Source organism: Aliiroseovarius crassostreae, from assembly GCF_049803815.1.
GTDB classification, from domain to species: Bacteria; Pseudomonadota; Alphaproteobacteria; order Rhodobacterales; family Rhodobacteraceae; genus Aliiroseovarius; species Aliiroseovarius crassostreae_A.
The window spans coordinates 84945-98088 of the sequence record NZ_JBNAGI010000009.1; the positions used below are offsets into that span (position 1 = coordinate 84945).

At 60.4% G+C, this 13144-nt stretch carries 12 protein-coding genes, 1 pseudogene and 1 riboswitch; of the genes and pseudogenes, 9 read left to right on the top strand and 4 right to left on the bottom strand.

All coding sequences use genetic code 11. The features are described 5' to 3' along the window. Positions 1–7: 7 nt before the first annotated feature. From iolC to iolD, 3 genes are read right to left on the bottom strand one after another with little or no spacing between them, the layout of a single operon-like run. Positions 8–982 carry a 5-dehydro-2-deoxygluconokinase gene (iolC, locus tag ACP15V_RS17055; protein ID WP_424944916.1) on the bottom strand — a complete coding sequence of 325 codons (975 nt, stop codon included), beginning with the start codon at positions 980–982 and terminating at the stop codon, positions 8–10. Continuing rightward, positions 979–1818 carry a phytanoyl-CoA dioxygenase family protein gene (locus tag ACP15V_RS17060; protein WP_424944917.1) on the bottom strand — a complete coding sequence of 280 codons (840 nt, stop codon included), beginning with the start codon at positions 1816–1818 and terminating at the stop codon, positions 979–981. The genes iolC and ACP15V_RS17060 overlap by 4 nt, the downstream gene beginning before the upstream one ends. Next, positions 1818–3686 carry a 3D-(3,5/4)-trihydroxycyclohexane-1,2-dione acylhydrolase (decyclizing) gene (gene iolD, locus ACP15V_RS17065; protein WP_424944918.1) on the bottom strand — a complete coding sequence of 623 codons (1869 nt, stop codon included), beginning with the start codon at positions 3684–3686 and terminating at the stop codon, positions 1818–1820. Before iolD ends, ACP15V_RS17060 begins: the two co-directional genes overlap by 1 nt. Before the next feature lie 122 nt (positions 3687–3808). Here iolD and ACP15V_RS17070 point away from each other — a divergent pair, with 122 nt between their 5' ends. Genes ACP15V_RS17070 through ACP15V_RS17080 form a run of 3 tightly spaced genes read left to right on the top strand, consistent with a single transcriptional unit; the run spans position 3809 to position 6983 of the window. Continuing rightward, a complete protein-coding gene (locus ACP15V_RS17070) occupies positions 3809–4924 on the top strand; it encodes a Gfo/Idh/MocA family protein (RefSeq protein ID WP_424944919.1) in 1116 nt (371 codons plus the stop codon). Positions 4925–4943: 19 nt separating this feature from the next. Continuing rightward, positions 4944–5837: a TIM barrel protein gene (locus ACP15V_RS17075; RefSeq protein ID WP_424944920.1), complete on the top strand. Its 894-nt coding sequence runs from the start codon at positions 4944–4946 to the stop codon at positions 5835–5837. Positions 5838–5849: 12 nt separating this feature from the next. Further along, a complete protein-coding gene (locus ACP15V_RS17080; RefSeq protein ID WP_424944921.1) occupies positions 5850–6983 on the top strand; it encodes a Gfo/Idh/MocA family protein in 1134 nt (377 codons plus the stop codon). Position 6984: 1 nt separating this feature from the next. Here the strand turns inward: ACP15V_RS17080 and ACP15V_RS17085 are convergent, their stop codons facing one another. Beyond that, positions 6985–7989, bottom strand: a complete 1005-nt coding sequence (locus ACP15V_RS17085) for a LacI family DNA-binding transcriptional regulator (protein WP_424944922.1) — start codon at positions 7987–7989, stop codon at positions 6985–6987. A gap of 187 nt (positions 7990–8176) precedes the next feature. Here ACP15V_RS17085 and ACP15V_RS17090 point away from each other — a divergent pair, with 187 nt between their 5' ends. The 6 genes and pseudogenes from ACP15V_RS17090 (at position 8177) to ACP15V_RS17115 (ending at position 13130) form a co-directional block, all read left to right on the top strand. Beyond that, positions 8177–9127: a sugar ABC transporter substrate-binding protein gene (locus tag ACP15V_RS17090; RefSeq protein WP_424944923.1), complete on the top strand. Its 951-nt coding sequence runs from the start codon at positions 8177–8179 to the stop codon at positions 9125–9127. 73 nt (positions 9128–9200) lie between these two features. Beyond that, the gene (locus ACP15V_RS17095; protein WP_424944924.1) at positions 9201–10322 is read left to right on the top strand and encodes an ABC transporter permease; all 1122 of its coding nucleotides are present in this window, start codon (positions 9201–9203) and stop codon (positions 10320–10322) included. Position 10323: 1 nt separating this feature from the next. Next, positions 10324–11112, top strand: a complete 789-nt coding sequence (locus ACP15V_RS17100; RefSeq protein WP_424944925.1) for an ATP-binding cassette domain-containing protein — start codon at positions 10324–10326, stop codon at positions 11110–11112. Positions 11113–11340: 228 nt separating this feature from the next. Beyond that, a pseudogene (locus ACP15V_RS17105) lies at positions 11341–11501 on the top strand (IS30 family transposase); the annotation flags it as partial. Positions 11502–11543: 42 nt separating this feature from the next. Then, positions 11544–11783, top strand: a complete 240-nt coding sequence (locus ACP15V_RS17110; RefSeq protein ID WP_424944926.1) for a hypothetical protein — start codon at positions 11544–11546, stop codon at positions 11781–11783. A gap of 193 nt (positions 11784–11976) precedes the next feature. Continuing rightward, a riboswitch (cobalamin riboswitch) is annotated at positions 11977–12199 on the top strand. A 145-nt stretch (positions 12200–12344) separates the two neighbouring features. Further along, complete coding sequence (locus ACP15V_RS17115; protein ID WP_424944927.1) at positions 12345–13130, top strand: DUF4198 domain-containing protein; 786 nt, start codon at positions 12345–12347, stop codon at positions 13128–13130. Positions 13131–13144 lie beyond the last annotated feature (14 nt).

Here is a 13144-nt window from a genome sequence, read left to right on the forward strand (position 1 = left end):
TCTCCTTTCAGTCTGTGGGGCCGGGATGGGTGGCGAGGAAGGCCTCAAGCTCGGCGGTTGTGGGCATGGCATTGGCGCAGCCGGGGTGCGAGACGACGATCGAGGCGCAGGCCGACCCGCGCAGAACCGCGTCACGCAGGCTGTGACCGACGGCGAGCGAGGCCAGAAGCCCCGCCATGAAACTGTCGCCCGCGCCGTTGGGTTTGATGGCGGTGACGGGGTAGATGCCGGTGCGGATTTCCTGATCCTCCACAAGGGTGATCGCGCCTTCATGCCCCATTTTGTAAATGACCATCCGTCCCTGGGCGGCCAGCGCGCGGGCCTTGTCGAGCCCTTTGTCGATGCCACCGGCCATGAAGCCGAACTCCTCGTCATTGCCGACAATCAGGTCACTTTCTTCGCCCGCGCGGGTCAGAACCTCGGCGGCAACCTCAGGCGAAGGCCAGCTATAGGGGCGATAGTCGATGTCAAAGATCACCGGCAGACCGGCCGTGCGGGCCTGTTCAAAGGCGCGGAAGGTCGCGGACCGGGATGGCTCTGCCGCAAAGACCGTGCCGGCGGTGATCAGCGCGGTGAACGCGTTGTAATCCACCACATCCATATCGGCCTCAGTCACCTGAAAATCAGCGGCCCCATTGCGATAGATGACGTTTTGAAAATCCTCGATACAGCTTTCATAGACCGCGAGCGAGGTGCGGGCCTCTCCGCCCACCGACCGCACATAGCGGGTGTCGACACCGTAGTCGCGCAGCCGGTTCAGGCAAAACCGCCCCACCGCATCGTCTGAGACCGAAGTGACCAATGCGGCCTCGGATCCCAGTTTCACAAGACCGGCGCAGATATTGGCGGAAGATCCCCCAAGGTCGGCGCGGAAAGTGGCAGCGTCTTCGCTTTTGGTGCCGATGGGGTTGGCAAACATATCCATGCCCGCCCGTCCAAACACCGCAAAGCGATTGCCTTTGATACCGTCGATCAGGGTCACGCGCGCCCCTCCGTATTGCCCGCTTTGGCGGCGTCCAGAACTTCGGGATAGGGGTAGTTCAGGCCCAGAAGCTGGCGCAGATCGGGGCTGGCCTGATCGATAAAATCCTGCGGCAGGGCGGCGGGCATATCTTCCATCGGCTTGACCCATTTCGGCAGGTATTGGATCAGGATCGCGCTGCGGTCGTGATCCGCGTTGTTCGGCATCGCGCAGTGCCATGTCACGCCGTAAAACAGCGCCACGTCCCCCGGTTCTCCGGTCATCTGTTCGCAACGGTCAAAGAACCTGTCTTCGGGGCCGGGGTAACGCAGTTCTTTCTGCGATCCGGGCACGTAACCGGTGGCCCCGCTTTCCACGGTGAACGGGTCGAGCAGAACCGAAACCTGTGCGTTCATCGGAAACGACCCGTTGAAACCCACCGGATGCGTCTCGGGCTTGTGGAAATCCCAATAGGGGTAATCCACATGCGGCTCCTGACCCGGCCCGCCGGGCAGGATGCGGTTGGCGGCGATGGATCCCATGATGAACTCGGTGCCCAGAAAGGCGCGCAGGATCTCCATCAGTTTGGGGTGGGCGGCCATGCGCGAAAACACCTCGCCCTTGGCCAGAAGGTTCCAGACCCGGCGTTGCAGGTTCAGCTTGCCCGCCTCTGCCGCAGCGCCCTGAAAATGTGTGACCTTTTCGGCGCTGTCTTCGGAATGAGCCATGACAATGGCGCGGGCCTCGGCGATGTCTTCAGGGGTAAACAGCCCCGAGATGCCAACGGCCCCGCCGCCATGCAAAAGCTCTTCCACGATTTCAGCTGGATTGGCGGTCTCTGCGGTAAAGCGTTTCATCACACACCCTTTCTTTGTTTGCTGCGCGAGGCTTCCCAATCGATATGGGCAGCGCGCACTTTTTCATCTCCGGTGATGTGCGGCGTGCCGACTTCCCACCAGGCATGACCTTCGGTGGTCCAACCTTCGTAGGGGTCCACATCCATCACGATCACATAGGTTTTGTCGGCGGATTTGGCGCGTTTGAACGCGTCGCTCAGCTCTGCGGGGGTCGAAACCTTTTCGGCGCTGGCCCCCATGCTGGTCGCATGGGCGACAAAATCCACACCGAAGGGATCGGCAATGGTGGGGCAATCTTCGTAGAGATTGTTGAAACTTTCGTTGCCGGTGTTGTTTTGCAGCTTGTTGATCACCGCAAATCCGCCATTGTCCAGCACCAGAACAATCATCTTCTTGCCGCTCAGGACACTGGAATAGATGTCTGAATTCAGCATCATGTACGATCCATCCCCGCAGAAGGTGATCACATCCTGATCCGGTTCCATCTGCGCCTGCGCAATCCGCGCGCCCCAGGCCCCGGCAATCTCGTATCCCATGCAGGAAAAGCCAAACTCCACATCAACGGTGCCAATATCCAGCGTGCGCCAGTTGGCGGTGACCTCGGCAGGCAACCCGCCGGCGGCGGCCACCACGCGGTCGCGCGGATCACAGAGGGCGTTCACCACGCCGATGGCCTGGGCGTAGGAATTGGGCCGGTTGCCGTGGGCGGTGTTTTCGGCCACATAGGCATCCCATTTGCGCCGCTCGCCCTGTGCCCTGGTCACCCAGTCCGCCGGGGCGGTATAGTCCAGCGCCGCAGTGAGGGTGGTCAACGACAGTTTCGCGTCGCCCACAACGGGCAGGGACATGTGTTTCGCCGCATCATGGCGCGCAGCATTGATGGAAATGAACTGCGCATCTTTGGCAAAGGCCGTCCAGGACCCTGTGGTGAAGTCCTGCAGCCGTGTGCCAACCGCCACAATCACATCCGCCTGTTCAGCAATGGCGTTGGCACTGTTTGACCCGGTCACGCCGATCGGCCCGATATTAAGCGGATGTGTGGCCAGCAGATTGGCGCGGCCCGCGATGGTTTCCACCACCGGGATCTGGTGGGTTTCGGCGAAAGCGGTCAATTCGGCCACGGCGCGTGAATATTGCACGCCGCCACCCGCGATGATCATCGGGCGCTTGGCGGTTTTCAGCGCGGCCACCGCATCGGCAATTTCATCCGCATCAGGGGTCTGGCGGCGAATACGATGCACTTTCTTTTCAAAGAACCTCACCGGGTAATCATAGGTCCAGCCCTGCACATCCTGCGGCAGACCAAGGAAAGCGGGGCCGCAATCGGCAGGGTCCAAGAGCGTGGCAATGGCGGCGGGCAGGGATTGGATCACCTGCGCCGGGTGGCAGATACGATCCCAGTACCGGCTGACCGGTTTGAACGCGTCATTCACACCAAAAGTCGGGTCGTTATAGTTTTCCATCTGCTGCAGCACCGGGTCGGGCAGGCGGGTCAGGAAGGTGTCACCGCAAAGAAGCAGCATCGGCAGCCGGTTGGCATGGGCCAGACCGGCCGCAGTGACAAGGTTGGCGGTGCCGGGGCCGGCGCTGGCGGTGCAGAACATGAAACGTTGGCGCAGCCAGGTCTTGGCATATCCGGCGGCGGCGAATCCCATGCTTTGTTCGTTTTGCCCGCGATAAAGCGGCAGCTCTTCGCGATGGTTGTTCAGGGCCTCGCCCAGGCAGGTCACATTGCCATGGCCGAAGATGCCGAACCCGCCGCCACACAGGCGCAGCTCCTCTCCGTTGATCTCGATGAACTGGTTGGAAAGCCAGCGAATGATGGCCTGCGCGGTTGTCAGGCGGATGGTGTCGTCTTGGGCGGACATGTCAGCGGTTCTCCCACGGGAAAAAGCGGTGCAGTGCCGAATGCGGCTTGCGAGGTTTCGATTCACAGGATACAGTTTTTGCAACCGGTTGCAAATAGTTTTCAAACGGGAGGAGCATTCGCATGACACAGATCGGCATTGGCATTCTTGGCGGCGGCTATATGGGCAAGGCCCATGCGGTGGCCATGTGTGCGGTGGGGGCGGTGTTTGGCACCCGCCTGCGCCCGCGCCTGGAGATGGTCTGTGCCTCATCCCCGGAAAGTGCGGAGCGCTATCGTCAGGCCTATGGGTTCGCGCGCGCCACCGACAATTGGCGCACGCTGGTCGAGGATCCGGCGGTGGAGGCGATTGTCATTGCCACCCCGCAAGACACTCATCGCCCAATCGCCGAGGCCGCCTTTGCGCTTGGCAAGCCGGTCTTTTGTGAAAAGCCACTGGGCGCGTCTTTGGAAGATAGCGCCGCGATGGTGGCGGCGGCCGAGGCCTCGGGCGTCACACATATGGTGGGGTTCAACTATATCCGCACCCCCGCCAGCCAATATGCGCGCGCCCTGATTGCGGCGGGTGACATCGGTGACATCACCTGGTTTCGCGGTGAACACACCGAAGATTTCTATGCTGATCCTGACGCCCCGGCGACATGGCGCACCAGCGGCATGGCCAATGGCACCATGGGCGATCTGGCCCCCCATATGGTCAATGCCGCGCTGGCCCTGATTGGCCCGATCGCGCGGGTGATGGCGGAGGTGGAAACCGTTCACACCAATCGCCCCGGTGGGCGCGTGACCAATGATGATCATGCGCAGATGATGTGCCGGTTTGAAATTGGTGCAAATGGTGGGGCGATGGGGCAGATGTATTTCTCGCGCATCGCAACCGGTCGCAAAATGGGCTACGCTTACGAGATCACCGGCACCAAGGGGGCCATTCGGTTTGATCAGGAGGATCAGAATGCGCTCTGGCTGTATCGGATGGATGATCCCGAAGCCGAGCGCGGCTTTCGCAAGATTCTGACCGGCCCGGCCCATCCCGATTACGCGCCGTTTTGTCAGGGGCCGGGCCATGGCACCGGTTATCAGGACCAGATCATCATCGAGGCGCGCGATTTCCTGCGCGCCATTGAAACCGGTGAAAACACATGGCCCAGCTTCCGCGACGGGCATGAGGTAAACCGGGTGATTGCGGCGGGGATTGCCTCGTCCGACAGTCAATCCTGGAAAGATATCAAAGACTTCTGAACATCGGAGAGACAGCAAGATGAGCATCAGAATTGGCAATGCCCCCTGTTCCTGGGGCGTGGAATTTGCGCAGGATCCGCGCAATCCAACCTGGCGGTCGGTCCTGAAGGATTGTGCCGCGGCGGGGTATAAGGGCATTGAATTGGGGCCGGTCGGCTTTATGCCCGAAGACCCGGCCGTGCTGGGTGAGGCTTTGGCGGAACATGATCTGGAGCTGATTGGCGGCGTTGTCTTTCGCGCCTATCATGACCCGGATGCCTGGGAAGATGTGCTGGATGCCACGCATCGCACGGCACGTGCGCTGAAGGCCCATGGCGCGCAGCATCTGGTGCTGATCGACAGTATTTCGCCCCGTCGCGCGCCGACCGCAGGCCGGGCTGGCGAAGCCGAACAAATGGATAAGGCAGACTGGGTGGCGTACCGCGACCGAATCGCGGAAAGCGCGCGCATTGGCACCGAGGAATACGGGCTGACCGTGGGCATCCATGCCCATGCCGGAGGCTTCATGGATTTTGAACCAGAGCTTGAACGGCTGCTTGATGAGGTGGATGAAAATCTTTTGAAAATCTGCTTTGACACCGGCCACCATTCCTATGCGGGCTTTGATCCGGTGGCCTTCATGAAGCGCCATGTCGGGCGGATTTCCTATATGCATTTCAAAGACATCGACCCATCGGTCAAGGCCGATGTGATCGCCAGCCGCACCGGGTTTTATGACGCTTGCGGGCAGGGGATTTTCTGCAATCTGGGCGAGGGGGATGTGGATTTCCCCGCTGTGCGCCAGGTGCTTTTGGATGCGGGGTTCGAGGGCTGGTGTACCGTGGAACAGGATTGCGACCCGACCCTTGATCCCGATCCCCTGGGGGATGCGCGCAAGAACCGAGAATATCTTGAAACCATCGGTTTCAACTGAGGAGATGTGACCATGACGAAACTGAAATGGGGAATGATCGGGGGCGGCGAAGGCAGCCAGATCGGTCCGGCACACCGTCTGGGCGCGCTGGCCGACGGACGGTTTGAATTTACCGCCGGCGCGCTGGATCACCGCCCGGAGGTGGGGCGCGACTATGCGCAGCGTCTGGGCATCGCCGCCGACCGCGCCTATGGCGACTGGACCGAAATGCTGGCCGGAGAGAAAGATCGTGACGACCGGATTGACCTGGTCACGGTTGCCACACCCAACTCGACCCACTTCGAAATCACCAAATCCTTCCTCGAGGCCGGTTTCAATGTGCTTTGTGAAAAGCCAATGACGATGACGGTTGAGGAAGGCGAAGAGATTGTCAAAGTCGCTGAAAAGTCAGGGAAAATCTGTGCGGTAAATTATTGCTACTCGGCCTATCCGATGGTGCGTCAGGCCCGCGCCATGGTGCGCGCTGGCGAGATTGGCAAGGTGCGGCTGGTTGTGACCAATTTCAGCCACGGCCACCACGGCGACGCCACGGATGCGGACAATCCGCGGGTGCGCTGGCGCTATGACCCGGCCATGGCGGGCGTGTCCGGGCAGTTTGCCGATTGCGGCATCCACGCGCTGCATATGGCCAGTTTCATTGCGGATGACGAGGTGGAAACGCTTTCGGCTGATTTCGCCTCGACCATCCCGTCGCGGGACTTGGAAGACGACGCGATGGTCAATTTCCGCATGGAAGGGGGCACGGTTGGGCGGCTCTGGACCTCTTCCGTGGCGATCGGGCGCCAGCACGGATTTGACATTCAGGTGTTTGGCGAAACCGGCGGTCTGCGATGGGCGTCGGAACAGCCCAACCAGTTGATTTATACCCCGGTTGGCGGGCGCACCCAGATCATCGAGAAAGGCGAGGGCGGGTTGCATGACGACGCCCAGCGTCTGTCGCGTGTGGCCATTGCCCATCCCGAGGGGTTCCCGCTGGCGGTTGCCAATATCTATTGCGATCTGGCGGATGCGATTTCCGGTGCCGCCCGCGATGGGTTGCCCAATGCGGCGGATGGGGTGCGGTCTATGGCGGCGGTGCATACGGCGGTGGCGTCGGCCAAAAAAGGCGGCGTCTGGCTGGACGCGCGTCCCCCCATGTTCCAATAGCTTATGGGGCGGGGCGCAGCGTGCCCCGCTCGACAATCGAACAGGGGAAGATCCGCGCTTCGGGATAGCGATCCGGTTCGTCCAGCATCGCCACCATCAGTTCAATCGACGAGGTCACGATTTGCCGGATCGGCTGGTGGATGGTGGTCAGGTTGATGTTTTCCCACCCGGCCATTTCCATATCATTCAGCCCGATCACGCCGATATCCTCGGGCACGCGCAGCCCGCTGTCGCGAAGGGCGGACAGTGCGCCGATTGACAGCACGTCATCCCCGCAGAAATAGGCCTGGGCCGGGCCCGGGTCAGAGGCCAGCAGCCGCTGCATTTCCGCCCGCCCGGCGTCGAAGGAATAGGCCTTGGCAAAGGAATGGGTGGTGCGAATCCCGGGGTGGTTTTCCATTTCACTGGCGAATCCCGCAAGGCGATCCTGGGTGGATGTGGCGCCTTTGGGTCCGCCCATAAACGCCACATGATCGTGACCGCGCGCCACCAGCGCCCGTGCCGCCATGCGGCCACATTCGACATTGTCAATTCCAACCACATGGACCTGCGGCGCCGAAGACGACCGGCCAAAACTGTGCACAACCGGCACGCCCGCATCGCGAAACGCCTTGGCAAAGCCCGGCGGCAGGGTGGAGGAGGCCACAACCACCCCGTCGACGGAATATTGGCGCAGCATCCTGACCGAGTTTTCAGGGTCTGTTTCATCCGTCAGGTTGACCAGCAGGGGGCGCAACCCCCGGTCCTGCAGCCCGCGGGTGAACAGGTCAAAGACCTCCAGGAAAATCGGGTTGTGAAAGTTGTTCGAGACCAGGCCAATCAGCTTGGTGCGCCCAGTGGTCAGGGACGAGGCGAGGGCGTTTGGGCTGTAGCCCAGTTCACGCGCGGCCTTTTCCACCTTGCGGCGCATCTTGTCGGACACGGAGGCACCATCGGTAAAGGTGCGTGATACCGCAGAGCGTGAAACCCCCGCGCGCTCTGCAACCTCTTTCAATGTAACGGCCATGTCCGGTTTGCCTTCATATCTGCCTGTTTACTTCTTTTAGCGGGTTTTGGGGCGCGCTGCAGCAGGAAATGCCATGAATGTTTTTGCAACCGGTTGCAAAAGATATTGGGATGTGCTTAAACTGTTGTTGGAGAGGCGGGGAGGACCGCTCTCGCACCGGAAACAAGGTGAATTTTGGGAGGATATCATGACGTCACTAACGAAGAAACTTGCGCTTGCGGCCGCTGTGGCTGCGGCGCCGCTGATGGCGGCGAGCTCGGCCCTGGCCGAGGGTGAGAAATACATCCTTGTCAGCCATGCGCCTGACAGCGACAGCTGGTGGAACACCATCAAGAACGGTATTGCGCTGGCGGGCGAACAGATGGATGTCGAGGTTGAATACCGCAACCCGCCCACCGGCGACCTTGCCGATATGGCCCGGATCATCGAACAGGCGGCGGCCTCTGGTCCAAATGGCATCATCACCACGCTGGCGGATTATGACGTTCTGTCCGGCCCGATCAAATCGGCGGTGGACAGCGGCGTTGACGTGATCATCATGAACACCGGCACGCCGGAGCAGGCCCGTGAAGTTGGTGCCCTGATGTATGTGGGTCAGCCGGAATATGACGCGGGTTATGCGGCGGGTCTGCGCGCCAAGGGCGATGGTGTCGGCAGCTTCCTTTGCGTGAACCACTATATTGTGCAGCCCTCTTCGCAAGAGCGGTGTCAGGGGTTTGCTGACGGTCTGGGTGTTGACCTGGGCACGCAGATGATTGATGCGGGGCAGGACCCGGCGGAAATCAAGAACCGCGTGCTGGCCTATCTGTCGGCCAACCCGGACACGGATGCGGTTTTGACCCTGGGGCCGACATCGGCTGATCCGACCCTTCTGGCGCTGGAAGAAAACGGCATGGCGGGCGACATCTATTTCGGCACCTTCGATCTGGGGGGCGAGATTGTCAAAGGCATCAAATCCGGTGTGATCCAGTGGGGCATCGACCAGCAGCCCTTCCTGCAGGCCTATCTGCCGGTTGTGGTCATGACCAATTTCCACCGCTACGGCGTTCTGCCGGGCAACAACATCAACTCTGGCCCCGGTTTCGTGACCGCAGATGGGCTTGAGAAGATCGAAATGTTTGCAGGCGAATACCGCTGATATTCTCCCGAAGGGCGGCCGGAGCATTTTGGTCGCCCTTATTCTATCCTGAACAAGGACCCAGAGGCATACCATGTCCCAAGCACCCACCGAACCTGCGGTCGATGAGAGAATCAAGACCCGGTCCCGCTTTCGCGAAGCGCTGATCCGCCCCGAATTGGGCGGCATCGTCGGCACCGTCGCCGTCTTCACCTTCTTCCTGTTGTTCGCCTTCGACAGCGGCATGTTCAACAGCCAGGGCATGATGAACTGGTCCACCGTTTCGGCCCAGTTCATGATCATCGCCGTGGGCGCCTGCCTGTTGATGATTGCGGGCGAGTTTGACCTGTCGGTCGGGTCGATGATCGGCTTTGCGGGCATGTTGATCGCGATTTTCAGCGTGACCCTTGGCTGGCCGGTCTGGTTCGCGATCCTGCTGACCTTTGTCATCTGCATTGCCATTGGGGCGTTGAACGGGTTCATCGTGATCCGCACGGGCCTGCCAAGTTTCATCGTGACGCTGGCCTTCCTGTTCATCCTGCGTGGATTTGCCATTTTCCTGCCGCAGGTGATTGAGCGCAAAACCATTATCGGTGGGATCAAGGATGTGGCCGAAGGGGATTGGCTGGCGCCGATCTTTGGGGGCAAGATCCTGACCGGCCTGTTTCAGTGGCTGGGCGACACCGGTGTGATCGCCGTTTTCGAACGCGGCACCCGCAAGGGTCAGCCGGTTGTGGACGGGGTGCCGATGCTGATCATCTGGGCGATCCTTCTGATCCTCTTTGGCCATGTGCTGTTGACCAAAACCAAGTTCGGCAACTGGATCTACGCCTCGGGGGGCGATGCCGAAGCGGCGCGCAATTCGGGTGTGCCGGTCAATAAGGTCAAGATCCTGATGTTCATGTTCACCGCCTTTTGCGCAACGATCTTTGCGGTCTGCCAGGTGATGGAGTTTGGCTCGGCCGGCGCGGATCGCGGGCTGTTGAAAGAGTTCGAGGCGATCATTGCCGTTGTCATCGGTGGGGCGCTTTTGACCGGCGGCTATGGGTCTGTGCTGGGCGCGGCCCTTGGCGCGCTGATCTTTGGCGTCGTCCAACAGGGCCTGTTCTTTGCGGGCGTCGAAAGCAGCCTGTTTCGGGTGTTCCTGGGGGTGATCCTTTTGGGTGCCGTGATCCTGAACACCTATATTCGTCGCATCATCACGGGGGAGCGTTGATATGAATCCGGAAAAAGCCCCAATCATCCAGATGAAGAACATCGAGAAACATTTCGGCAGCGTGATTGCGCTGGCGGGGGTCTCGCTTGAGGTGTTCCCCGGCGAATGTCATTGCCTGCTGGGCGACAATGGCGCGGGCAAATCGACCTTTATCAAAACCATGTCCGGTGTGCATCAGCCCACCCATGGCGAGATCTATTTCGAAGGCAAACCGATGAGCTTTGCCGACCCGCGGGACGCGATCACCGCTGGGATTGCGACGGTGCACCAGCATCTTGCGATGATCCCGCTGATGTCAGTCAGCCGCAATTTCTTTATGGGCAATGAGCCGGTGAAGAAGGTCGGGCCGCTGAGTTTCTTTGACCATGATTACGCCAACCAGGTCACCATGGAGGAGATGCGCAAGATGGGCATCAACCTGCGTGGCCCTGATCAGGCCGTCGGCACGTTGTCGGGCGGGGAACGCCAAACGGTTGCCATCGCGCGCGCGGTGCATTTCGGCGCAAAGGTGCTGATCCTCGACGAACCAACCTCGGCCCTGGGGGTGCGCCAGACCGCAAACGTGCTGGCGACAATCGACAAGGTGCGCAAGCAGGGGATTGCCGTGGTGTTCATCACGCATAATGTCCGTCATGCGCTGGCGGTCGGGGACCGGTTCACGGTGCTCAATCGCGGCCAGACCCTTGGCACCGCACAACGTGGCCAGATCACACCGGAAGAGCTTCAGGATCTGATGGCTGGCGGTCAGGAGCTGGTTGCACTGGAAGGCAGCCTGGGCGGCACCGTTTAACGGCGGATACACAGATGTCCGGGTTGAAAAGGTTTCGGGGTAGACGTGAGGCACATGGTTATCCTGAAACGCCCGCGACAGTGCTATCTTTATGGGCGTTCCGGATCGTGAGGGCGGAGATATATAACATAACAACTCTTATGAGAAATTACCTTGGTGCAACCAAGAAGAAATGTCACCGGGCTTGCAAAGCAGAAGTGTCACCGAGAGCGCTGAGGGGAGCAAAGCCTGCAGGCCGAGATCGGGACGATGACGTGGTTCTGCGACCGGCTCAACAGCACACCCCGTAAATGCTTCGGTTGGAATTCGGGTGGAAAACGCCGGCGGAGGTCTGCAGGGAAAAGATGATGACAGAGCTGGACCGATCCCCCTACCCTCAAAGGCAATAGGAGTCTCAGTTCAACTATCGCCTACAGTTGCTGCACAATCGCGTGGACCTGATCGCAATTGATGACACTGTGGGGCATTTTGCTGCGCAGGAAAGTGGCTGGACTGATTGGCTGGTTCCAACAAACCCCCCGATGTCCGGCAAGCATTCTCATTTCGGCCTGTCGAAATCTTCGGGGGCGGATCAGTTTCTAAGCGCCTTCAATGCGGCATTGGCAGATCTTCGGCGCAGTGGAGCGCTTCGGACCATCCAAAACAGCAAAGACTATGACCTCACCCGGTAACGGTTGCATGGATCAGGGCTGGCTTGGCCAAACACGCGGATATTCGGGCCGTGCAACCGCCTGCCTGCGCGCCCCTTTGGACCTTAAAAAACACGGCGCTGGCCTGTCAGCCAGAGGGTTGCAAAGAGGGGGAACAGGCCGTCGCGCGGGCGTCGGATTTTATGAAAGGCTTGACTCCGATTTGCCCCCCTGCCATTCAGACCCTGCGAACGGTTCCGCGCGCGCCCCAGGCCGCGTGGTAGCAATAGGGAATACGGTGAGGAGGAGCCAACAGGCGCCAATTCCGTGACTGCCCCCGCAACTGTGAGCGGTGAGTGAAGCTGAGAACGCCACTGGGGACGCCAAAGCGTCTTTCGGGAAGGCCAGCCAAACCATGACCCGCGAGTCAGGAGACCTGCCGGACGCTGGGCTTAGGCCCATTTCCACCGGACGCCGGGGTGAGCGTCTGGCCCGGCGGTTTCCGGTGCATATACCGAAACCACTCGTGCCATTACTCCCCGTTGTTCATTCCTGATTGCAGGCGTGCCAAAAGGCCCGTCCGCGATGTCGAATGAGGACGACATGAAAAAGACACTTCTGGCCGCAGCTGTGGCCGCCTTTGTACCTGTAAGCGCATCCGCGCATTTCCTGTTGCAACACACCGATGAGGTGCTGATCGACAAGCCCGGCGATGTGCCGATGGGCCTTATCTTCTGGCACCCAATGGAAAGCGGCCACGCGATGGATATGGCCGCGCCGCAAGAATTTTTCATGATCCACAATGGTCAAAAGACCGACCTGTTGGATCGCGTGGCCCCTGCCACTTTCAAGGGCAAGCACAATGAAGCCGCCGCCTTTACCGCGTCCGTGCCGGTCAAACGGTCGGGCGATTACGTGGTGGTGACCGTGCCCGCGCCCTATTACGAGGAAAGCGAGGACATCTATATCCAGCAGATCACCAAATCGGTTCTGAACCGCAACACGCTGCCCACCGATTGGGATCAGCCCGTGGGCCTGCCGACCGAGATCCTGCCGCTGAACAAGCCCTACAACGTGATCACCGGGTCCACCTTCTCGGGTGTGGTGCTGTCCGAGGGCAAACCGGTGGCTGGCGCCGAGATCGAGATTGAATACACGGCCGCCGAACCCGATCTGGCCACGTTCTCCGCCCCCGACAGCACCGTGGAGGCGATGCCGGGGGGGGCAATTGTGGCGATCACCGATGCCAATGGCGTCTTCACCTTCGGCATTCCAAAGGCAGGGTTCTGGGGCTTTGCCGCCCTCGGGTCCGGCCCGGTGACCGAGCACGAGGGCAAGGAATTGTCGCAGGACGCGGTCCTGTGGATCCATGCCTCGGATCTGAAATAAGCCAGGTCGTGAAG